The following is a 20735-nucleotide window of genomic DNA, read 5'->3' as shown; positions in this document are numbered from 1 at the left end:
TTCCGCTGCCGTCCGCTCGCGACGGCGGTCACTCTCCGACCCTACGCATGCACGCGAAGCACCCGGTCAGGGCGTCCGGCTTTGTGTCGCTCTTGCAACACTCACCTGCGGCTCAGCTGCGCCGACGCCCTTCCCGCAGCTGCCCGCATGCACCGTAGCCCGGAGCGGCTCGGGCGCCGCGGGCTACTTGAGCCCGGCCTCCCTCATCTGCCGCAGCTCCTTCTTCAGTTCCGAGACCTCGTCGCGGAGCCGGGCCGCCACCTCGAACTGGAGCTCCGCCGCGGCGGCCCGCATCCGCTCGGTCATCTGCTCGATGGTCTCGGCCAGTTCGGCGGCGGGGCGGTCCGTGAGCACCTCCGTGCCCGCGCGCTGCTTCCGGCCCGCCGACTTCGCCGGAGTGGGCGCCTTGCCCTTGCCCGTACGGTCGGCGCCGGCCTTCTTCTCCTGGCGGTACCCGGAGCCGAGGAGCTGTTCGGTGTCAATGTCCTCGCGGGCGATGTCGGCGACGATGTCACCGATCTTCTTGCGCAGCGGCTCGGGGTCGAGGCCCCGCTCCTTGTTGTACGCGATCTGCTTCTCGCGGCGGCGGTTCGTCTCCTCGATGGCCTTCTCCATGGCGGGCGTCGCCTTGTCCGCGTACATGTGCACCTGGCCCGAGACGTTGCGCGCGGCGCGGCCGATCGTCTGGATCAGGGACGTGCCGGAGCGGAGGAAGCCCTCCTTGTCGGCGTCGAGGATGGCGACCAGCGAGACCTCCGGCAGGTCGAGCCCCTCGCGCAGCAGGTTGATGCCCACCAGCACGTCGAACTCGCCGGAGCGCAGCTCCCGCAGCAGCTCGATGCGGCGCAGCGTGTCGACGTCGCTGTGGAGGTAGCGGACCTGGATCCCCAACTCCAGGAAGTACTCGGTCAGATCCTCAGCCATCTTCTTGGTGAGGGTGGTGACCAGCACCCTCTCGTCCTTCTCCGCGCGCGTGCGGATCTCGTGCACGAGGTCGTCGATCTGGCCCTCCGTGGACTTGACCACGACCTCCGGGTCGACGAGGCCCGTCGGACGGATCACCTGCTCCACGAAGCCGTCGCCGCGGGAGAGCTCATACGGCCCGGGGGTCGCCGAGAGATAGACCGTCTGGCCGATGCGCTCCACGAACTCCTCCCACTTCAGCGGCCTGTTGTCGATCGCCGAGGGCAGCCGGAAGCCGTGCTCCACCAATGTGCGCTTGCGGGCGGCGTCGCCCTCGTACATCGCGCCGATCTGGGGGACCGTCTGGTGCGACTCGTCGATGACGAGAAGGAAGTCGTCGGGGAAGAAGTCGAGCAGCGTGTGCGGGGCGGTGCCCGGCTCACGGCCGTCGATGTGACGGGAGTAGTTCTCGATGCCCGAGCAGGTGCCGATCTGGCGCATCATCTCGATGTCGTAGGTGGTACGCATCCGCAGCCGCTGCGCCTCCAGCAGCTTCCCCTGCTTCTCCATCGACGCGAGCTGCTCCTCCAGCTCGGCCTCGATGCCCGTGACGGCACGCTCCATGCGCTCAGGGCCGGCGACATAATGCGAGGCGGGGAAGACGTACAGCTGCTCGTCGTCCGAGATGACCTCGCCGGTGACGGGGTGGAGCGTGGAGAGGGCTTCGATCTCGTCGCCGAACATCTCGATGCGGACGGCCAGTTCCTCGTAGACCGGGAAGATCTCGATGGTGTCGCCGCGGACCCGGAAGGTGCCGCGCGTGAACGACATGTCGTTGCGCGTGTACTGCACCTCGACGAAGCGGCGCAGCAGTTCGTCCCTGTCCGTTTCCTGGCCGACCTTGAGCGGCACCATGCGGTCGACGTACTCCTGGGGGGTGCCCAGACCGTAGATGCAGGAGACGGAGGCTACGACGACCACGTCGCGCCGCGTCAGCAGCGAGTTCGTCGAGCTGTGCCGCAGGCGCTCGACCTCCTCGTTGATGGAGGAGTCCTTCTCGATGTAGGTGTCCGTCTGCGGGACGTACGCCTCCGGCTGGTAGTAGTCGTAGTACGAGACGAAGTACTCCACCGCATTGTTCGGGAGGAGTTCGCGGAACTCGTTCGCCAACTGCGCGGCCAGGGTCTTGTTCGGCGCCATGACCAGCGTCGGCCGCTGGAGTTTCTCGATCATCCAGGCCGTGGTGGCCGACTTGCCGGTGCCCGTCGCCCCGAGCAGCACGACATCTTTCTCGCCCCCGCTGACGCGCTGCGCCAGCTCACTGATGGCGGTGGGCTGGTCACCGCTGGGCTGGTAGGGGCTGACGACCTCGAAAGGCGCCACCGTACGTTCGATCTGGGTCTGCGGCCGCATGCAGACCACGGTACGACCCCCCACTGACAACGGGCTCACGCAGCGGGACGGAACAGTCGCACCACGTTCACACCCACGACACTCCGCTTCTGCTTCCGTGTATCGCACAACGGGAAGCCTTTAGCTGACAGTGTTCGCACGAACGCGAGGAGTCCCCGTATGTCGATGCGCCGTGCAGTAGCCGCCGCCACCGGTGTGCTCCTGGGTATGTCCGCTCTCACTCTCACCGCGTCCCCGGCCCAAGCGGCCGCGCGCCAGGACACCACCAGCAGCAAATCGCCGGTCACGGTGGCACACCGCGGAGCTTCCGGTTATGCGCCGGAGAACACGCTCGCGGCGGTCAGGAAGGCCGACAAACTCGGCTTCGACTGGGTCGAGAACGATGTACAGCGCACCAAGGACGGCGAGCTCGTCGTCATGCACGACACCACGCTCTCCCGTACGACCAACGCCGAGTCCCTCTACCCGAAGCGCTCACCGTGGAAGGTCTCCGACTTCACGGCCAAGGAGATCGCCCGCCTGGACGCCGGAAGCTGGTTCAGCGACGACTACGCGGGTGAGAAGGTCCCCACTCTGGAGCAGTATCTGAAGCACATCACCAAGAGCGACCAGAAGCTGCTGCTGGAGCTCAAGGCCCCTGAGCTGTACCCGGGCATCGAGGCGCAGACGCTCAGAGAGCTGCGCAGCGAGGGCTGGCTGGACGGCTCGCACCTGAAGAGCAAGCTCGTCATCCAGAGCTTCAACGCCAACTCGGTACGGACGACGCACGTCCTGAACTCGGGCGTGAAGACGGGGTTCCTGGGCAATCCGAAGGTCTCGGAGCTGGACTCGTACGCGAAGTTCACCGACCAGATCAACCCGACGCACTCGACCGTGACGAAGGACTACGTCGACGCGGTGCACGCGCGCAAGGGCGCTCTCGGGAAGCAGATGCAGGTCTTCACATGGACGGTGAACGACGCATCGACCGCGCGCTCGGTCGACAAGGCCGGTGTGGACGGCATCATCAGCAACTTCCCCGACGTCGTCCGGGACGCGACGGGCGGCTGAGCCGGACCGTCGGCCGGACGGGTCCGCGCCGGACCGCTCCGCGCAGTGGCCGGTCTTATGACCGCCTCCGTTCCCTGACCCCCACATCTCTACCCCCCCACTTCTCTGTCCCCCACATCTCTCCCGGAGTGGCTCGGCCCCGCTTCTCTGTCCCCACTCCTCCCTCAGTCCCCCACTCCCTCTTCTCCCCGACGGACATCGCGCGTCCGGCAACTGTCAGAGGGGCCCTCTACGGTTGCCGCATGAACGAGACAACGGCGAGTACGGCAGCCCGCGCCTCCAGCTGGACGGTGCGGGACACCCCTGTCGGCCCCCTGCTGCTCGCCGCGACCGACGAGGGCCTGGTCAATGTCGCCTTCCACGCCGATACGGCGACCGCTGACCGGGCCCTCGCCCGGATCACCGGCCGGCTGGGTTCGCCGCCGGCCCGTGCGGACGGGGCCGCGGATCCGGGCCCCGGAGGAGACTCCGACTCCGCAGGTCCCGCCGGTGGCCACGTCCTCGCAAGTGCCGCCGCGGAGCTCGACTCCTATTTCCGCGGTGAGCTCCGCGAGTTCACCGTGGCCCTGGACTGGTCGCTCTCGGGCGGCTTCAACGAGAAGGTGCTCCGGGAGCTGCTGGCGTCCGTGCCGTACGGAGCCACGGCCGGCTACCAGGATCTCGCCGACCGCGTGGGCGAACCTGGGGCCGCCCGGGCCGTCGGCACGGCCATGGGCTCGAATCCGCTGCCGGTCGTCGTCCCGTGTCACCGGATCGTCGAGAGCGGCGGCGGCCTCGGCGGATTCGGCGGCGGACGGGAGACCAAGCGCACGCTGCTCGCCCTCGAAGGGCTGCTTCCGGAGCCGCTGTTCTGATGCGGGCGGCTGCTGACGGCCCGCCCTCCCGGCGAGGCGCGAAACCCCGTAGGCGTATGCGCCCCGGCCTGCCAGACTGCCTGGCGTGACCGACACCAACAACGCCGCGGACGCACCTGACAGGTCAGGCTCCCGTGCCGGCCGTCCGCCGCTCCCACGGGGCGCGGAGCTGACGCGGCTCCGCCGCCGTACCGCGGTCGTGCTCATGGTCAGTCAGATGCTCGGCGGTCTCGGAGTAGCCACCGCGGTGACACTGGCGGCCGTGCTGGCCAAGGAGGTCAGCGGCTCCGAGGCGCTCTCCGGGCTCGCCTCGACCTCGGCCGTCATCGGTACGGCCCTGTTGTCACTGCCCCTCGCATCACTCATGGCGGCGCGCGGCCGCCGCGCCGGGCTGACCCTCGCGTACGTCATCGGGGCCGCGGGCGGCGCTGTCGTCGTCGCCGGAGCCGTGCTCGGCAACTTTCCGCTTCTGCTGTTCGGCACGACGGCGTTCGGCGCGGCCAGCTCGGCCAACCTCCAGGCCCGGTACGCCGCCGCCGACCTCGCCGAGCCGGGGCAGCGTGCGCGCGCCATCTCTCTGGTCGTATGGGCGACCACGGTCGGTGCCGTGCTCGGCCCGAACATCGCCGGGCCCGCCGGCGACACGGTCACCTGGCTCGGCGTTCCCGCGACGGCGGGGGCGTTCGCATGGGGCGCGGCGGTCTTCCTCGTCACCGCCGTCCTGGTCCATGTGCTGCTGCGTCCCGACCCGCTGCTCACGGCCCGCGCCCTCGCCGAGGCGGACGAGGCGGACGAGGCGGACGGCACCGGGACCGCCGTCGAGGGAGAGGCCGTTGCCGAGGCCGACGCCGCTGCCGCTGCTGCCGCTTCCGCCGCCGGATCAGGTGAGGCGGGCACCGTCGGCGCGAGGCCGCGGCCGCCCGTGGTCGCGAAGCTCCGCCCGGGGAACGCGGACCGTTCGCTGCGTGCCGGTTTCGCCGCCGTCACCGCGTCCGCGCACGCCCGGCTGGCCCTGGTGACGATCGCCGTCGCACATACCGCGATGGTCTCGATCATGGTGATGACACCCGTCGACCTCGGCAGACACGGTGCCGGCATCGAGCTGATCGGCGTCGTCATCAGCGCGCACATCGTGGGCATGTACGCGTTCTCGCCGGTGATGGGCTGGCTCGCCGACCGCCTCGGACGGCTGGTCGTGATTCTGTTCTCCGTCGTGCTGCTCGCCTGTGCCGCCGCTCTCGCGGGAACCGCGGACGGCCACCACACCCAGTCGGGCGTCGGCCTGTTCCTGCTCGGCCTCGGCTGGTCGGCGGGGCTCGTATCGGGCTCGGCGCTGCTGACCGACTCGGTGCCGCAGCCGGCCCGTGCCGCCGTACAGGGCCTGTCCGATCTGACGATGAACGCGGCGGCGGGCGCCGGCGGTGCGCTGTCCGGGCTCGTCGTCTCGCAGGCGGGCTACGGCTGGCTCAGCGCACTGGCGGCGGCGCTGCTGATACCGGTCCTCGTCCTGACGCTGCAGGGCCTGGGGCCCTCAGCCGCCGTCACCGCGGATACAGCTCGAAAGTGACGCAGTCCCGGCCGCCGAACCGCTCCGCGCCGAGCCCGACGGCCCACTCGGTGAAGGAGCGGGCATAGCTCTCCACGGGTTCGTCGCTGAGCGCGGCGATGTATGCGCGGTGCTCGGACAGCGAAGCCACGGCCCGGTCGACCGCCCCTTTCCCCACCGGCACCGCGTGCGTCGCCTGCGGTGAACCGGCGACGGCTACCCAGCGCACACCGCCCCAGGCGCCCTCCACACCCGAGACGAGCTGCTCGGGGAAGATCCAGCGGTTCCCGGCGTCGCCGGCCGCGTCCAGGACGGCCCGGCCCACGGCGCGGTGATCGGGGGTGTTCCACGTCGTGCCGCCCCAGGACTCCCTGTGGTTGATCGTCACGACGAGCTCCGGCCGCCACTTCCGTACGGCGGCGGCGATGTCCCGGCGCAGCGGCACGCCCTCCTCGATCACGCCGTCCCTGTGGCTGAGGAACTCGACCGCGGTGACGCCGACCGTACGGGCGCTGGCGTGCTGCTCGGCCTCACGCACCCGGGCGCACTCCGCGGGCTCCAGCCCGTCGATGCCCGCCTCGCCGCGCGTGACCATGAGGTAGGAGACTTGTTTGCCGTCGGCGGTCCATTCGGCGACGGCCGCGGCCGCCCCGTACTCCATGTCGTCAGGGTGCGCCACTACCGCGAGGGCGCGCTCCCAGTCGCCGGGCATCGCCGCCAGTTGCTCACCGGGGTTCGGAGCCACCCGCTTCCACCTGCCTTCCGGTTCTTCCCGTGCCGGACGCCCGTGCCGCGCTCCCGGCCGCCCGGGTCAGCGCTGTTCGAAGGGGACCCACTCCAGCTTCTCGCCGGTGCCCTCCCCGGGACGTGTTCCCCACTTCCGCCGGCCGTCCCGCTCCATCATCGGATCGAGGCTCACGAACAGCGTGATCAGCAGCAGAAGAAGCACCGGCCCGATGAGTACGGGCGTGAGCGTGCCCAGCGACGAGGAGCTGCCGACCGCGCCGTCCTCGTTGTAGAGGCGTACCGACATCCCAGCCATGCCGGTGTAGTGCATCCCGATGAAGCCGAGTCCCATGATCAGTGCGCCGGCCAGCGAGGCGCCCATGTGCCTCACCCGTGTCGCGCACCACAGCCCCGCGGTCGTCACGACGACGGCGAGGGCGGCGGAGATCGCCATGATCCGCTCGTCGTACCGCACCGCGCCCGGGACGCGCATGCCCATCATCCCCAGGTAGTGCGTGGCGGATACGCCCAGCCCGAGGATCAGGCCCCCGCCGAGGACCCCCAGCCAGGCGCGACGGCCGGCGAGCAGCAACAGGGCGAAGGCGGAGACAAGGACGGCGAGGACGAGGCTCCCGTACGTCATCAGCATGTCGTACTCGATCGGCGCCTCACCGACGCGGAAGCCGATCATCGCAACGAAGTGCATGGTGAAGATCCCCATGCCGACGGCGACGGAGCCGAGCAGGAGCCATGCCGCCCTTCTGCGGCGTGCGGCGCCGGGCGTACGCATGGCGCACCTGAGCCCGAGGGCGCCTCCCAGGCAGGCCATGGCGTACGCCAACAGCGGCGTGACAGGCCCGTACACGAGTACCTCCGGCTGCGCCGCAGCGGTACGGAACATCGTCCGTCACCCCATCAGGAAGCGTGCATGAATGGCCACAGAACCATCACTTGGTCAACACACGTGCGGGGGACTCATGTTAGGTACCCGTGCGCCCGCGCGCGCCCCATTGGACAAGACCTTCACAGCTGTCCAGGGTGATTGCGCCGGGCCTGGTTCCCACGGTCCGCTGCCCGGACGGCGCCAGGGCCGTTCCCGGGGAGGGCCCGGACCGGACGGTTTCAACGCCAGGCGTAGATCTGCTGCAGGCGGTGCACGACCCGGTTGAACCGTGCCCTGTCCAGCGCGCACGCCTCACGCCGCATCCCGTCCGGGTGGACCCGCAGCACCCGCTCCGTGCCCACCCAGGAGTCACGTCCGCTCCGGTCCCACGGACCGGCGCCGAGCGGCAGCCACCCGGGCTGACCGTCGCGTTCCCGCGAGGTCAACTGGACGCCGAGCACCGTCCCCTGGTCCTCCCGGGCCACTATCAGCACGGGACGGTCCTTGCCTCTGCCGTCGTCCTCCTCGTACGGAACCCACGTCCAGACGATCTCGCCCGGGTCCGGATCGCCGTCCGGATCCGGGGCGTAGGCGGTGCGCACCCTGCCGACGTCCGCCGGTTCCACTTCCTCGGTCGCCGCGTGGCCGCTCCTGCCCGGATACTCCTGTGCGCCGTCGTGGACCTCGTTGCTTGAATGGCTCATGCCGGGAACCTATCGCCGTCCCGGGGCAGGGCGTGACGACGGAAGGCGGGCGGAACAGTGCGTGCTCTCGTGGTGCAGAACACCCCGGCGGGAGGTCCGGGCCGCTTCGGGAGCCGGCTCGCCGAACAGGGCCTCGGTCTGGACGTCGTACACGCCTGGGACGGCGGGCGGCTGCCGGAGGACCTGACGGGGCACCGGAGTCTGATCGTTCTCGGCGGCGGCTACATGCCGGACGCCGACGACCGCGCGCCCTGGCTCGCCCCTGTCCGCGCGCTGGCGGAGGAGGCGCTGCGTACGGGAGTGCCGGTGCTCGGAATCTGTCTGGGCGCGCAGCTCCTGGCGTACGTCGCCGGCGGGACCGTACGGGCGGAGCACGGGCTGCCGGAGTCGGGCAGCACCGAACTCACGCTGCGTCCCGAGGCGTTGGACGATCCGCTCTTCAAAGGGCTGCCGGCCCGCGTGAAGGCGATCGAGCACCGCGTCGACGCGATCAGCAGGCTCCCCCGGAACGCGCACTGGCTGGCGAGCAGCAAGCGCTGTCCCGTACAGGCGTTCCGTGTCGGGGAGTCCGCGTGGGGCGTGCAGTTCCATCCCGAGGCGACGCCGCAGCACATCCAGGGCTGGGACGCGGAGGCGCTGCGCCGGCAGGGCTTCGACCGGGACGAGCTGGTCCGCACGGCCGAGCGCGACGAGCCGGAGTCACTCAGGAACTGGCAGGGATTCGCAGACCGGTTCGCGTCCCTCGCCCTGAACGGTGCCTGAGCCGGGCGGTTCCCCGTGCGCTTGTCCGGTCCGCCGTCACGCCGGCGGCGGACTGCCGTGCCGTGGCGGGCCGTTCCACGCCGGATGCCGCGGTTTGTCGGCGCGTACGCAGACATCGGCGGCCGCTTCGGGGGCCACTTCCTCGGCGTAACGGGCGAAGGCCGGCAGCTTCCACCGTTCGTCCGCCGGTGTCTGCCGCTCCAACGCGCCCGCGGAGAGCCCGAGATGCACCGACAGGTCGAAGGGAAACCAATGACCGAGCAGGAACGGTCCGTGCAGCAACATCACGCCACCCGGGGGAAGTTGCACGTACGGGCTGCGGGTGGGCCGGTCGGCGGACGGAGCGCGCAGATCGGGAAGGACGCGGCCGTCGCCGCCGGAGTCGAGAGGGCCGATGACCTCACGCCACAGGGCTCCGGTGTCGTACCAGAGGTCGTAGTACGCGTCGGGGTCCTGTTTGCCGAACTCGAAGCGAAGGGAGTCCGCGCGGAGGAAGCCGTCGGCGTCGACGACCAGGGCGGGCCTGCCGCGCAGCCGCAGAGCCTCCGCCAGCTGCGCCGCGAGCTCGCCCGTAGGGGCGGGCGGCGGGCCGTCGACGGCGACGCGGTGCCACGCGCTGCCGTCCCCGGGGGCGGACGCCTGCCCGGCGACGTGTTCGGCGAGCTGCTCGGTGAGGATCTCCCAGGTGACCGGTTCGAGTCGCACCCACCCATCGTGACGTGCACCGGCCGCGACGCGCATGCGCGCACGCGGCGGGCGGGTGCTGCGGGGTGCTGCGGGATGCGATGGGATGCGGCGGGGTGGGGCGCGGGCAGCCGGCTCCGGCGAGGCGATACGGCACGCACACGCAGGTCTCAATTCGATTGATATCTCCGCTTTTTCATCACTACTTCTCCTCAACTTCCCCATATCGGGCCACACTTGCGGCCTCACTTCGCGAGGGGAGCCCGCCCATGCATCCCGGTCAGCCTCAGCCCCGGCCGTTCCCGCCGTACCCGGGCCCGCCCCGCACTCCGGGATGGGCGCGCAAGCGCGTGCTGATACCGGGGCTCTTCCTCACCTGGTTCTTCGGTTTCGCCCTGGGCACGACCGGCGCGGCCGACTCACCTCCCGACGACGGCACGAGGACATCCACGACACCGCGCCCGACGGCCACGACGACCGTCACCGAGACGGCCACGCCCGAGGCCGAGCCGGTGCCCACCGTCACCGAGACCAAGAAGGTGAAGGTCAGGACGACGGTCACCGTCACGGCGGAGGCGCCCGCCGCCGGGGACCCGGGCTCGGGAGGCGCCGGCTCCGTGCACTACGGCAACTGCTCCGAGGCGCGCGCCGCGGGCGCGGCCCCCGTGCACAAGGGCGAGCCGGGCTACGGACGGCATCTGGACCGTGACGGGGACGGCGTCGGCTGCGACATCTGACCGGCCGGGGGACGGCTGCACGGCCGCTCCGGTGGATCACCCGCCCGTGATGTCCCTATCCTGGACGAGTGATCCACCGGGTCCTGGACGAGTGATCCACCGGCGTCAGCGCCCCGGGCCGCACAGGATGATCCACCGGAGGTGTCCGGCCGATGTACCGCAAGCGCGTGATCGTCTCAGGCGCCGTGCAGGGCGTGTTCTTCCGCGACACCTGCAGTGCGACGGCGACGGCCCAGGGCGTGAACGGATGGGTCCGCAACCTCCCGGACGGCGGCGTCGAGGCGGTCTTCGAGGGCGAGACGGGCGCCGTCGAGCAGCTCGTCGACTGGGCGCACGAGGGCCCGCCGACGGCCAGCGTGGAGAACGCGGAGGTGTACGAGGAGCAGCCGGAGGGGCTCACGGGCTTCGAGGTCCGTCCCACGCCGCACGACTCCGCTCCCCCGCCCGACGGCGGCTCGTGAATCACCCGCAGCACATCCGGCTCCGCTTCGCCGACGGCCTGCTCTTCTTCCTCGCCGCGCGGCACCGGCGCTCCGGCGGAACGGACATGTCCCATGACGGGACATCGACACTCGGTCATGTCATCCAGTCCCTCGGCGTGCCTCTCACGGAGGTGGGCGGGCTGACCGTACGCGGCGCGGGCGAGTCAGCAGAGTCAGCCGGCCGGCGGGTCGCCCCCTCGTACCGTCCGCGCGACGCGGAGGTCGCCGATGTGGCAACCGTCCCGCGTCCGCAGCCCGTTCCCGCTCCGGGGCCGCCGCGCTTCGTGCTCGACGTCCATCTGGGGGCGCTGGCCAGGCGCCTCCGCCTCGTGGGACTCGACACCGTCTACGGCAACGACGCCTCCGACGACGGGCTGCTCGCGCAGGCCAACGCCGAGCGCCGGGTGCTCCTCACGCAGGACCGCGGGCTGCTGCTGCGCCGGTCGCTGTGGCTGGGCGCATATGTGCGGGGCGACCGTCCTGACGACCAACTCCTCGACGTCCTGGACCGGTTCGCGCCCCCTCTGGAGCCGTGGACCCGCTGCATGGCCTGCAACGGGGCGCTGTCGCCGGTCGCCAAGTCCGAGGTCGCGCCCCTGCTGCGGGCGGGCACGCGGCGTACGTACGACAGCTTCGTACGTTGCCGCTCCTGCTTCCGCGTCTTCTGGCGGGGCGCGCACAGCGACCGGCTGGAGACGCTGGTGGCGGCGGCGCGCGAGGCGACGGGCGGGGGCGCGGACACGGACACGGACGTGAGCACGGGCTCGGGCGCGGACGGCACAGGCACAGGCACGGGCACAGCAGGCGGCGGTACGGGCGCGGAGGGCGGCGCTGCCGCCAACGGCCCGCGCCCGGGTGCGCGTTCGGAACGGGGTTCGCAACCGCGCCCGGATCAGGCATAAGCCGTAAACCACCCGGCCGGCTCCCGGACAGGCCTCAACACCCCTTCGCCGCCTGCCGGTTGCCCGCACCCGGCGTACCGGCCGTACGGCTTGCGCGCGACGCGCGTCACATCCCAGGTCACAGGACCGGACCGATTTTGCGCGGAAGCATCCCTGGGGGTGCGCGAGTGCTGCACGATGCGGTATGGCCGCGAGGTGCGGCCTTGACTCTCCCACTGGAGCTCGGATGAAAAGAAGAAGACGCGTCATGGCCGTGTACGGCGGCGCCGCGGTCGTGCTGGCCGGACTGATCACGGCCATACCGGTCGCGGCGAACGCCGGATCCACTGATGCCGCCGGCCCGTCAGGCAGCGCCGGCAAACTGAAGTGGACCGACTGCGCCACGGAGGACTACCCCGACCTGCAGTGTTCCAAGGTCCGAGTGCCGCTGGACCACAGCAAGCCGGACGGCAAGAAGATCACCATCGCCCTCTCCCGCGTGGAGCACACCGCCGAGAAGTCCCAGGGACCGCTGCTGGTCAACCCTGGCGGCCCCGGCGGCAGCGGGCTGACTCTCGCGGGCTTCGTCGCCAAGTCGCTGCCGAAGAAGGTCGCGTCGCAGTACGACGTGATCGGTTTCGACCCTCGCGGAGTCGGCAAGAGTGAGCCCGCACTCGACTGCAAGCCCGGCTACTTCGATCCGGTGCGCCCCGACAGCGTGCCGCGGAGCAAGAAGGACGAGCTGGCCAACATCGAGCGCGCCAAGGGCTTCGCCGAGGCGTGCGGCAAGAAGCACGGCAAGCTGCTGCGCCACATCAACACAATCAACGCGGTCAAGGACATGGAGCGGATCCGCACCGCGCTGGGCACCAAGAAGATCAACTACTTCGGCTACTCGTACGGCACATATCTCGGAGCCGTCTACGCCAAGCTGTACCCGGACCGCGTACGCCGCGCCGTGCTGGACAGCATGGTCGACCCCGACGGCGTCTGGTACGACGCCAACATCGCCCAGGACCACGCCTTCGAGTCCCGCCACAAGGCATTCATGGCGTGGGTCGCCAAGCACGACGCGGACTACAAGCTCGGCAAGGACCCGGCCGCGGTCGAGAAGGCCTGGTACAAGATGCGCGACGCGGTGCGGGAGAAGCCCGCGGGCGGCAAGGTCGGCGCTTCCGAACTCGAGGACACCTTCATCCCCGGCGGCTACTTCAACGGCTCCTGGCCCGATCTGGCCGCGGCCTTCGCCGCGTTCGTCAAGGACAAGGACACCGCCCCGATCGTCGACGCGTACGAGGCGATGGGCGCCGTGGACGCGGAAGGCGACAACGGCTACTCCATCTACACCTCGGTGCAGTGCCGTGACGCGTCCTGGCCGCGTGACTGGGGCACTTGGCATCATGACATGGAGAAGGCGTACGAGAAGGCACCCTTCATGACATGGAACAACGCCTGGTACAACGCTCCTTGTGCCTTCTGGCCGGTGAAGTCCCAGACGCCGCTGGACGTTTCGAACAAGAAGCTCCCGCCGCTTCTGCTCTTCCAGGCCACCGACGACGCGGCCACCCCGTACGAGGGCGGCGTCAACATGCACCGCAAGCTGCGCGGTTCGAGCCTCGTCGTCGAAGAGGGAGGCGGCAACCACGGCATCAGCCTGAGCGGCAGCAAGTGCCTCGACGGTCACCTGGCCGACTACCTCGCGACCGGCAAGGTCCCGAAGGGCAAGGGCAGCGGTGAGGCTGAGGCCACCTGCGAGGCGCTGCCCGAGCCGGAGCCGCTGAGCCCCGAGGACGCCAAGGCAGCCGTTCCGGCACCGTACGGCTCCGAGGGCACCGCCGACCGCGGCGGCGAGCTGCACCGCCTGCTCGGAAACCGGGGCTGAGGTCCGGCGGCCTGTCGTCGGGCGGGGAGCCCGTCGGCAGGCCGGCCGGCATGGCCGGTTCATCCGTGAACGCCCCGGGCTCGGAGGCAGAAGCCCCGCCGCCCGGGGCGGATCACGACCGGAAAGACAGACCCCCAGCCGCCGAAGGGGATCGGCCCGCTAGCCGCCGAAGGTGATCGGCCCGGAGAAGTCGCGGCCCTGGATGACGGGACCGCTGACGCGGGCGTCGCCGGAGATGGCGTTGTGGACGGAGCCACTGTCGATCCGGACGGGGAACCCGTGCTGCGCGGCCCAGGACTCCAGGCCGGCGGCGAAATCCTCGTCCCGTTCGCTCTCCTCGATCACCCTGGTGGTCAGGACGCGGACCTGTTCCTCGTCGCCGGCGTCGTCGGGCAGCGCGATCTCGTCTCCCGCACGCCTCCCGCCGACACGGCGGCACAGGGCGAGCAGCGACTCCCACGCGTGCCTGCCCGCTTCCGTACCGACGGAACTCGCCGCCCCGCTGACCGCCGCGGCGATCGCGCTCGCTGAAGCCGTGTCCATGCTGCTCCCCCTCGCAAGTCCGCGCAGACGCACGGCAGTTGATGGTATCGCCTCACGCCCGCACAGGGCGGGCGCACACAGCCGGCTCTCAGCCCTCCGTCAGGGCCGCCAGGGCCGCGACCGGATCGCTGTCCGCGGGACCTTCGGGCCACCACTCCTGCGTCCTGCCGTCGCCGGTGCGTTCGCTGCGGTACGGGTACCAGCGGCCGTCGCGGCCATAGCGGAGCTGGAAGGTACGGGTGGGGTCGGTGAGGCGGTTGTGCTGGATCGTCATGCGGGGCAGGCCGGCGGCGGCGAGCACACCTCGTGCTCGGTCGAAGCCACCGGCCGGCGGATCCCAGGCGGTCTCCAGGACGGACAGGCCCTCGTCTCCCTGCCGCCACGCCGCGGCGGCCCTGGCCAGGTCCTGCGCGGTGTGCCCGCTCTCGCGCGCGAGCCGGGCGAAGAGGGCTGAGAACGTGCCACGGCCGGTGAGTCGGGGGTGAGTGGCCGCGAGGCGGACGGCGTCGTGCGCTGGCGGGAGCGGTTCGAGGGCGGCGGGCCCGGCCGTGAGGGCCGAATGGGCGCGCCGTGCCGCGTCGGTGGCGAGGAAGGTGAGGGCTGCGGGGTCGGGTGCGCCGGGAAGCCCGGGAAGCAACGGCGGTTCGCCGGGCTCGGGGGGCGGGTCCAGGGGCGGGGGCAGCGGCGGACGTACGGACGTGGCCAGCGCGTCGCGGGCCGGGATGCCGGGTGGGGTGTACGGGGAGCCCGTGCCGGCACCGGTGCCCGCGGCACCGGCCGCCTTACGGGCGGCGGCACCGGCCGCTTCACCGGCGCCTTCACCGGCGTGCGCCGAATCCCCCGCCTCCCCCTCGCTCACGCCCCTCACCCCGCCCACGCCACGCACGCCGTTCCAGGCGCGCGCGTGCGCGTCGTGAGCGCTCAACTTGGCGTTGCGGCGGGCCAGTTCGTCGATCAGCTCCTCCTCGTCCTGCCCGCGCAGAAGCAGCAGCACGAAGGGGTCCGCGTCCAGGAAGCGAGCCGTCTGATAGCACAGGGCCGCCGCATGCTTGCAGGGGCGCCCGCTGTCGGGGCAGGAGCAGGCCGGGTCGAGTTCGCCGGGCCCCGGCAGCAGCCGTACGCTTGCGGCATCCGCCGCGTCCACCAGCGCGTGCGGCATGTCCTTGTCCAACAGCGCGGCGATGTGGGCCGGTTGGGCGCAGACCGCGTCCAGGAACGCGTCCCGTTCCCGCTCGGTCAGCACCCGCATGCGGATCACCGTGCGGTACGGGCGGGGGCGGCTGCCGCTCACGGGTGCGACGATCCGGCCGGGCGTGACGGTGATCGTCCCGACGTGGCCGCCCCGCGCGTACATACGTCCCCGGGAGAGCCGTCCGGCGTCCAGTGAGGAGTCCTCCAGGGCCCGCACCCACGCGTTGCCCCACCAGGATTCCGCGAAGGGGCCCCGGGCGCCCGGGCGGGGAGGCGCAGGTGGAAGGCTGCGCGCACGGGCCGGCACGGGGCCGGAGTCCGCAGCGGCGCCGCCCGACGGAGACCGGTCCGCCGGGATGCCCCGCCGCCCGTTCACGCAGTCCTCCCGTTTCACGCCGTACACCCGCTCACGCCCGTACACCCGTTCACGCCGTCCTCCTCAGCGAGACGAGGTCGGCGAGCTCCGCGTCGGTCAGTTCGGACAGCGCGGCCTCACCGCCGCCGAGCACCGCGTCGGCCAACTCCCGCTTGGAGTCCAGCAGCTGGGCGATCCGCTCCTCGACCGTCCCCTCGGTGATGATGCGGTGCACCTGCACAGGCTGCGTCTGGCCGATGCGGTAGGCCCGGTCGGTCGCCTGCTCCTCCACGGCCGGGTTCCACCAGCGGTCGTAGTGGATGACATGCGCGGCGCGGGTGAGATTGAGTCCTGTCCCCGCGGCCTTCAACGACAGCAGGAACACCGGCACTTCACCGTCCTGGAAGCGGTGCACCATCTCCTCCCGCCGCGCGACGGGAGTGCCCCCGTGCAGCAACTGCACCGGCACGCCCCGCTGTTGGAGATGGCGCTCGATGAGCCTCGCCATCGCCACGTACTGCGTGAAGACCAGCACCGCGGCGCCCTCCGCGAGGATGACGTCCAGCAGCTCGTCCAGCAGTTCCAGCTTCCCGGAACGGCCCGCGAGCACGGCGCTCCCCTCCCGGCCCGGCGCCGCGGCGGCCTCCTTCAGATACTGCGCCGGGTGGTTGCAGATCTGCTTGAGCGCCGTCAGCAGCTTCATCACCAGACCGCGGCGCGCCATGCCTTCGGCCGCCTCGATGCGGGCGAGGGTCTCGCGTACGACGGCCTCGTACAGCCCGGCCTGTTCACGTACGAGCCCGACCGGGTGGTCCGTCTCCGTCTTCGGCGGCAGTTCGGGCGCGATGCCGGGGTCGGACTTCCTGCGCCGCAGCAGGAACGGCCTCACCAGCCGGGCCAGCCGCTGTGTCGCCTGCTCGTCCTCACCGCCCTCCACAGCGCGGGCGTACCGGGCGCGGAAGGACTTCAGCGGGCCGAGCAGCCCCGGAGTCGTCCAGTCGAGGAGCGCCCACAGCTCGGAGAGGTTGTTCTCGACGGGTGTGCCGGTGAGGGCGACGCGTGCGGGAGCGGGCAGGCTGCGCAGCGCCCTCGCGGTGGCGGAGTGCGGGTTCTTCATGTGCTGCGCCTCGTCGGCGACGACCATTCCCCAGCGGTGGGCGGCCAGTTGGGAAGCGGCGGAGCGCGCCGTGCCGTAGGTGGTGAGGACGAAGCCGCCGGCTCCCCCTTGCTCCGTGCCGCCCGGGAGGCTCCGTGCGGGCCCGTGGAAGCGGGAGACGGGGACTTCCGGCGCGAAGCGTTCGATCTCGCGCTGCCAGTTGCCCAGCAGCGAAGCGGGGCAGACGACGAGGGTCGGCTCCCGCGAACCGGCCTGCGCGCGGTGCAGATGGAGCGCGATCAGCGTGACGGTCTTGCCCAGCCCCATGTCGTCGGCGAGGCAGCCGCCCAGGCCGAGCGACGTCATCGTCTCGAGCCAGGCCAGACCGCGAAGCTGGTAGTCGCGGAGTGTGGCGTGCAGCCCGTCCGGCTGGGCGAGCGGCGGGAGTTCGGCGGTCAGTCGTGCCCGCAGCCCGGCCAGCGCCCCGACCGGCACGGCCTCCACGGTCTCCCCGTCGGCCTCCGCGGTGCCGGTGAGCACGGCCGCCAGGGCGTCGGCCGGCTCCAGCAGACCAAGGTTGCGCTTGCGGGCCTTGCGTACGAGCCCGGGATCGACCAGCACCCACTGGCCGCGCAGCCGCACGACGGGCCGGTGGGCTTCCGCCAGCGCGTCCATCTCGGCCTCGGTCAGCGGTTCGTCGCCCAGGGCCAACTGCCAGCTGAACTGGAGGAGTTCGTCCGCCTCGAAGAAGCCGAAGCCGTCCGACGCCGAGCCCGGGGCGGGCCGGATCACGGCCGTCGCGGTCAACTCCCTTGCCACCTCGCGCGGCCAGTGCACGGCGACACCGGCGGCGGCCAGCCGGGTCGCCGCCCTGCCGAGCAGGTCGCTCAACTCGTCATCCGCGAGCGGCAGTACGTCCGGGACGGGACGCTCCAGAAGCCGCCCGAGCGGCGGCCACACCCGGGCGGCGCGGCGCAGCGCGAGCAGGGTGTCGATGCGGGCGCGGGGGCCGAAGTGGTCAGCCCCGGCCCACATTTGGGCCGCGTCCGCGACGAGCACGGGGTCGGCGAGGCTGTGCACCTGTACGACGGCCGCCGAGCCCCTGCGGAGCTGCCCGCCGCGGCCCCTTGCCGCGGAGCCGGCGCCGGAGCCCTCCTCCTCGGGCCCCGCGTCGAACAGATCGTGGGCGGAGAGGTCGAGGCGCAGCGAGATCCGCACACCCGTGGCCATTTCTGCCGCGACCTCGGCCGCCCATTCGCGCGCCGCCCCCGGCAGCCGCTGCGGCGCCTGTGCGGCGAAGGGCGCACCGACCGCGTACGGTGCCGCCGGCGTACGCGGCAGCGTGTCGGCCACGGCGTCGAGGAAGGACCGCAGCAGGCTCTCGGGAGCGGGCAGCAGCAGCGGGCTGCCGCTGCCCGGCACGGGCACCGCGTGCGCCTCGGCCGGCATGGCGGCGGCGATCGCCCGCACCTGGGCGACGTCCTGGGCGTCGAGCGGCCCGGCCCGCCAGGCGTCGGTGTCCCCGATGCCGACGCCGGGCACCAAACGGCCCCGCGCCACGAGATGCAGTGCGTGCAGCGCGGCCGCTCCCCAGCACGCGGCGGCCGGATGGGCTCCCGGTTCCTGCCGCGCACGGACCAGCACAGGAAGCGCCTCGGCCACGCCCACGCTCAGCGCCGCGGCCGCACGGGACCTGGCGCCCTTGCCGTGCCGCCGCGCGACGCTCAGCGTCAGCGGCTCCGCACCGCGGACGCCGGCGTCACCCGGCTCCGGCAGCGCCCCGCCGTCCGGACGCCAGAAGGCGACCCTGCCGCTGCGGGAGGGACCCGGCGGCTCCCCCGGCAGAAAGACCGCCGCGCACCGCGCGAGCCCGCCCCCCGGGGGCACTGCCATCCGCGCCACCGCTTCCGCTTCTCGTGCCGTGCGGACCGTGCGCTCCCCTGTGACGCACGGTCCCCACTCGAACGCGCCTGAGTCTACGGCGCACCACTGACAGCGCCCGCACACTTTTCCGACCAGCGATGACCGTCCGGAAACCGTCGCGCGCGGACACCTGCGGGGTTGGTACGTTCACGCCATGCCCGACAACGAAGCGGCAGATCCCGCCTCCGTGATGACCGTGACCGCCGACGATGTGCGCACAGCTGTACGGCTCGCCGTCGCCGCCCTCAGCGCGGGAACGGAGGCGGACTGGAGCGTCAAAGCGGGTTCGCTGGATTGGGACTGCTGGGAGACCGTCGAGCATCTCAACGACGACCTGTTCGGCTATGCCGCCCAACTCACCCCGGACAACCCTCCGTTGACGGACGGCATCCCTTTCGGTTACACGCGCCGGCAACCGGACGGCCCCGCCAACGTGGTCTTCGCGGACCGCGCCGCCGGCCCAGCTGGGCTGCTGCGGGTCCTGGAGGCCTGTGGCTCGCTGCTGACGGCCATGGTGCGCACGGCACCGACGGAGCTGCGCGCCTGGCATCCCTACGGCGTCTCCGACTCCGCGGGTTTCGCCGCCATGGGCATCGTGGAGACGCTGGTCCACGTGTACGACGTCGCTCAGGGCATCGGCATCCCCTGGGAGCCGCCGGAAGACCTGTGCCGGCGAGTGCTCGCGCGTCTCTTCCCCGGTGTACGGGTGGACGCCGCGCCCTGGCAGGCCCTGCTCTGGGCCACGGGCCGTACGGAGCTCCCCGGACACCCACGCCGGACAGAGTGGCGCTGGTACGGCGAGGTCGCCCGGCAGGAGTACCCCGCTCCCGCCGCAGGCTGAGGCGCCGCCCATCGCCCCCGTACTCGGGCGCCCTTGGCGCCGCGACCCGCCCGTACGCGCGCGGCCCTCAGAGCACCCACATCATGTAGAGGCACACCGCGATTCCACCGCCGCCCCCGATGTACAGGTACTTCATCACCACCGCTGCCCGCGTGCCGCTGACGCGTGCCCCGACGGCGAACGCCTGCTGCCTGCTGGGGAAGATGCCGGTCGCGGCGAAGGGCACGCCCAGAGCGGCGACGATCCACCCGAAGAAGAAGAGCCCGTTCCAGCGCCAGATCTCACGGAATCCCACGGGCACAAAACCGTTCCCCGACTGCTGGACCTCGATTTCCTCGCCCTGCCGCAGCTCCCGCCTCACCTCGGCGCCGTGCACGGCCCGTGATCCGTCCTCGGGACGGAAGATGCCTGAACAGACCGTGGTGTCACTGGAGTTGCGGGTTCCCTGCTCGACCCGGCAGGCCTCGACGGTGATGGTTCCCTGCCGTCCGGCCATGCCCGCGGCATGCGCACCGTTGTAGACGGCGAAGCACACACAGACCAGGGCGCCGAGGAAGAACAGCGCACCCAGTGCTCTGCCCTTCCAGCTCGGACCGGGAAGTGCCGCGTACGGGCTCGTCAGACCCAGTTCGGGACTCAGGCCGGACTGTCCTCCCCCTCCGCCCAAGCTGCTGAAGATTCCCCGTCCCCCCGCGCCCGCCATGCTCTCCCCCTGTCACCGCCGCTGCCGCTGGTGCTGCCGCACGGCGGTGCAGCACGCCGCGCGGCGCAACACCCTAGCGGGCGGCTCTCAGGACGAGCGCGGAGGGTCGAAGGCCGCGGCCTCGACGAAGTCGGGCCGCGGATCCAGGGCCGCGGCCAGCCGGAAGTGCCGCCGCGCCTCGTCCTTGCGGTCGGCGCGCTGCAGCGTACGCGCGAGTGCGAAATGGGCGAACGCGTTGTCCGGCTCGCGCTCCAGGACGGTCTGGAACTCCATTTCCGCCGGACGCAGTTGTGCGCCCAGAAAGAATGCGCGAGCGCGCAGCAGCCGCGCTGCCGTGTTCTCCGGGTGCGCCGCGATGACCGTGTCGAGCAGCTTCAACGCGCCACGCGGGTCGTGCGCGTTGAGCAGCTGCTCGGCGGCGCGGAACTCGATGACCAGGGTCTCAGGGGTGGCCTCGGACACGTGGCGGCCTCCTCACCGGTACCGGTGTGACAGTTGCGGTGCACTGGCGCCAGAACGCCTCATCCCCTGTAGCTATTCCCAGTCGCAACCGGTGGCACTCCGCTCCCACCGGAG

The 20735-nt window shown here is 71.6% G+C and carries 19 protein-coding genes; 9 read left to right on the top strand and 10 right to left on the bottom strand.

Features of this window, described 5'->3' with window-relative positions; genetic code table 11:
* Window positions 1-183: 183 nt before the first annotated feature.
* The gene (uvrB, locus tag ACSMXX_RS26065; protein WP_473181120.1) at window positions 184-2316 is read right to left on the bottom strand and encodes an excinuclease ABC subunit UvrB; all 2133 of its coding nucleotides are present in this window, start codon (window positions 2314-2316) and stop codon (window positions 184-186) included.
* Window positions 2317-2475: 159 nt separating this feature from the next.
* Here uvrB and ACSMXX_RS26060 point away from each other — a divergent pair, with 159 nt between their 5' ends.
* The 3 genes from ACSMXX_RS26060 to ACSMXX_RS26050 all read left to right on the top strand — a co-directional run bounded on the left by ACSMXX_RS26060 (window position 2476) and on the right by ACSMXX_RS26050 (window position 5787).
* On the top strand, window positions 2476-3366 hold the full coding sequence (locus ACSMXX_RS26060) for a glycerophosphodiester phosphodiesterase (protein ID WP_473181119.1): 891 nt from the start codon (window positions 2476-2478) through the stop codon (window positions 3364-3366).
* 242 nt (window positions 3367-3608) lie between these two features.
* Window positions 3609-4220 carry a methylated-DNA--[protein]-cysteine S-methyltransferase gene (locus tag ACSMXX_RS26055; protein ID WP_473181118.1) on the top strand — a complete coding sequence of 204 codons (612 nt, stop codon included), beginning with the start codon at window positions 3609-3611 and terminating at the stop codon, window positions 4218-4220.
* 205 nt (window positions 4221-4425) lie between these two features.
* Entirely contained in the window at window positions 4426-5787 is a 1362-nt protein-coding gene (locus tag ACSMXX_RS26050; protein ID WP_473184974.1) for an MFS transporter, read from the top strand.
* Here the strand turns inward: ACSMXX_RS26050 and ACSMXX_RS26045 are convergent.
* From ACSMXX_RS26045 to ACSMXX_RS26035, 3 genes are all read right to left on the bottom strand, one after another.
* The gene (locus tag ACSMXX_RS26045) at window positions 5762-6478 is read right to left on the bottom strand and encodes a PIG-L deacetylase family protein (RefSeq protein ID WP_473184973.1); all 717 of its coding nucleotides are present in this window, start codon (window positions 6476-6478) and stop codon (window positions 5762-5764) included. The genes ACSMXX_RS26050 and ACSMXX_RS26045 overlap by 26 nt on opposite strands.
* Window positions 6479-6577: 99 nt before the next feature.
* Window positions 6578-7393, bottom strand: a complete 816-nt coding sequence (locus tag ACSMXX_RS26040; RefSeq protein WP_473181117.1) for an MHYT domain-containing protein — start codon at window positions 7391-7393, stop codon at window positions 6578-6580.
* Between the two features lie 221 nt (window positions 7394-7614).
* Complete coding sequence (locus tag ACSMXX_RS26035; RefSeq protein WP_473181116.1) at window positions 7615-8079, bottom strand: type II toxin-antitoxin system PemK/MazF family toxin; 465 nt, start codon at window positions 8077-8079, stop codon at window positions 7615-7617.
* 57 nt (window positions 8080-8136) lie between these two features.
* On the opposite strand from ACSMXX_RS26035, the gene ACSMXX_RS26030 reads away from it, so the two are divergent.
* Window positions 8137-8841, top strand: a complete 705-nt coding sequence (locus tag ACSMXX_RS26030; RefSeq protein WP_473181115.1) for a type 1 glutamine amidotransferase — start codon at window positions 8137-8139, stop codon at window positions 8839-8841.
* A gap of 36 nt (window positions 8842-8877) precedes the next feature.
* On the opposite strand, the gene ACSMXX_RS26025 is transcribed toward ACSMXX_RS26030, so the two are convergent.
* On the bottom strand, window positions 8878-9546 hold the full coding sequence (locus tag ACSMXX_RS26025; protein WP_473181114.1) for a nucleoside/nucleotide kinase family protein: 669 nt from the start codon (window positions 9544-9546) through the stop codon (window positions 8878-8880).
* 248 nt (window positions 9547-9794) lie between these two features.
* Here ACSMXX_RS26025 and ACSMXX_RS26020 point away from each other — a divergent pair, with 248 nt between their 5' ends.
* The 4 genes from ACSMXX_RS26020 to ACSMXX_RS26005 all read left to right on the top strand — a co-directional run bounded on the left by ACSMXX_RS26020 (window position 9795) and on the right by ACSMXX_RS26005 (window position 13507).
* Window positions 9795-10262: an excalibur calcium-binding domain-containing protein gene (locus tag ACSMXX_RS26020; protein WP_473181113.1), complete on the top strand. Its 468-nt coding sequence runs from the start codon at window positions 9795-9797 to the stop codon at window positions 10260-10262.
* Window positions 10263-10414: 152 nt separating this feature from the next.
* The gene (locus tag ACSMXX_RS26015; protein ID WP_473181112.1) at window positions 10415-10723 is read left to right on the top strand and encodes an acylphosphatase; all 309 of its coding nucleotides are present in this window, start codon (window positions 10415-10417) and stop codon (window positions 10721-10723) included.
* Entirely contained in the window at window positions 10720-11646 is a 927-nt protein-coding gene (locus ACSMXX_RS26010; protein WP_473181111.1) for a Mut7-C RNAse domain-containing protein, read from the top strand. The genes ACSMXX_RS26015 and ACSMXX_RS26010 overlap by 4 nt, the downstream gene beginning before the upstream one ends.
* A gap of 247 nt (window positions 11647-11893) precedes the next feature.
* On the top strand, window positions 11894-13507 hold the full coding sequence (locus ACSMXX_RS26005) for an alpha/beta hydrolase (RefSeq protein ID WP_473181110.1): 1614 nt from the start codon (window positions 11894-11896) through the stop codon (window positions 13505-13507).
* Window positions 13508-13666: 159 nt separating this feature from the next.
* Here the strand turns inward: ACSMXX_RS26005 and ACSMXX_RS26000 are convergent, their stop codons facing one another.
* The 3 genes from ACSMXX_RS26000 to ACSMXX_RS25990 form a co-directional block, all read right to left on the bottom strand.
* Window positions 13667-14050, bottom strand: a complete 384-nt coding sequence (locus ACSMXX_RS26000; RefSeq protein ID WP_473181109.1) for a hypothetical protein — start codon at window positions 14048-14050, stop codon at window positions 13667-13669.
* Between the two features lie 88 nt (window positions 14051-14138).
* Window positions 14139-15458: an SWIM zinc finger family protein gene (locus tag ACSMXX_RS25995; protein WP_473181108.1), complete on the bottom strand. Its 1320-nt coding sequence runs from the start codon at window positions 15456-15458 to the stop codon at window positions 14139-14141.
* Between the two features lie 208 nt (window positions 15459-15666).
* On the bottom strand, window positions 15667-18585 hold the full coding sequence (locus tag ACSMXX_RS25990; protein WP_473181107.1) for a DEAD/DEAH box helicase: 2919 nt from the start codon (window positions 18583-18585) through the stop codon (window positions 15667-15669).
* A 184-nt stretch (window positions 18586-18769) separates the two neighbouring features.
* Here ACSMXX_RS25990 and ACSMXX_RS25985 point away from each other — a divergent pair, with 184 nt between their 5' ends.
* Window positions 18770-19456, top strand: a complete 687-nt coding sequence (locus tag ACSMXX_RS25985) for a DinB family protein (protein ID WP_473181106.1) — start codon at window positions 18770-18772, stop codon at window positions 19454-19456.
* A gap of 67 nt (window positions 19457-19523) precedes the next feature.
* Here the strand turns inward: ACSMXX_RS25985 and ACSMXX_RS25980 are convergent, their stop codons facing one another.
* Window positions 19524-20123, bottom strand: a complete 600-nt coding sequence (locus ACSMXX_RS25980; RefSeq protein WP_473181105.1) for a hypothetical protein — start codon at window positions 20121-20123, stop codon at window positions 19524-19526.
* Window positions 20124-20246: 123 nt separating this feature from the next.
* A complete protein-coding gene (locus tag ACSMXX_RS25975) occupies window positions 20247-20621 on the bottom strand; it encodes a tetratricopeptide repeat protein (protein ID WP_107374435.1) in 375 nt (124 codons plus the stop codon).
* Window positions 20622-20735 lie beyond the last annotated feature (114 nt).

The sequence above is a fragment of the Streptomyces sp. DSM 116795 genome (genome assembly GCF_055792905.1).
This window is presented reverse-complemented; position numbering and strand designations above follow the sequence as displayed.

Bases quoted from the DNA above. Each gene is read 5' to 3' on its own strand.
- uvrB (WP_473181120.1), bottom strand. From the start codon at position 2,316: ATGCGGCCGCAGACCCAGATCGAACGTACGGTGGCGCCTTTCGAGGTC.
- ACSMXX_RS26060 (WP_473181119.1), top strand. From the start codon at position 2,476: ATGTCGATGCGCCGTGCAGTAGCCGCCGCCACCGGTGTGCTCCTGGGT.
- ACSMXX_RS26055 (WP_473181118.1), top strand. From the start codon at position 3,609: ATGAACGAGACAACGGCGAGTACGGCAGCCCGCGCCTCCAGCTGGACG.
- ACSMXX_RS26050 (WP_473184974.1), top strand. From the start codon at position 4,426: ATGGTCAGTCAGATGCTCGGCGGTCTCGGAGTAGCCACCGCGGTGACA.
- ACSMXX_RS26045 (WP_473184973.1), bottom strand. From the start codon at position 6,478: ATGCCCGGCGACTGGGAGCGCGCCCTCGCGGTAGTGGCGCACCCTGAC.
- ACSMXX_RS26040 (WP_473181117.1), bottom strand. From the start codon at position 7,393: ATGTTCCGTACCGCTGCGGCGCAGCCGGAGGTACTCGTGTACGGGCCT.
- ACSMXX_RS26035 (WP_473181116.1), bottom strand. From the start codon at position 8,079: ATGAGCCATTCAAGCAACGAGGTCCACGACGGCGCACAGGAGTATCCG.
- ACSMXX_RS26020 (WP_473181113.1), top strand. From the start codon at position 9,795: ATGCATCCCGGTCAGCCTCAGCCCCGGCCGTTCCCGCCGTACCCGGGC.
- ACSMXX_RS26015 (WP_473181112.1), top strand. From the start codon at position 10,415: ATGTACCGCAAGCGCGTGATCGTCTCAGGCGCCGTGCAGGGCGTGTTC.
- ACSMXX_RS26005 (WP_473181110.1), top strand. From the start codon at position 11,894: ATGGCCGTGTACGGCGGCGCCGCGGTCGTGCTGGCCGGACTGATCACG.
- ACSMXX_RS26000 (WP_473181109.1), bottom strand. From the start codon at position 14,050: ATGGACACGGCTTCAGCGAGCGCGATCGCCGCGGCGGTCAGCGGGGCG.
- ACSMXX_RS25990 (WP_473181107.1), bottom strand. From the start codon at position 18,585: ATGGCAGTGCCCCCGGGGGGCGGGCTCGCGCGGTGCGCGGCGGTCTTT.
- ACSMXX_RS25985 (WP_473181106.1), top strand. From the start codon at position 18,770: ATGCCCGACAACGAAGCGGCAGATCCCGCCTCCGTGATGACCGTGACC.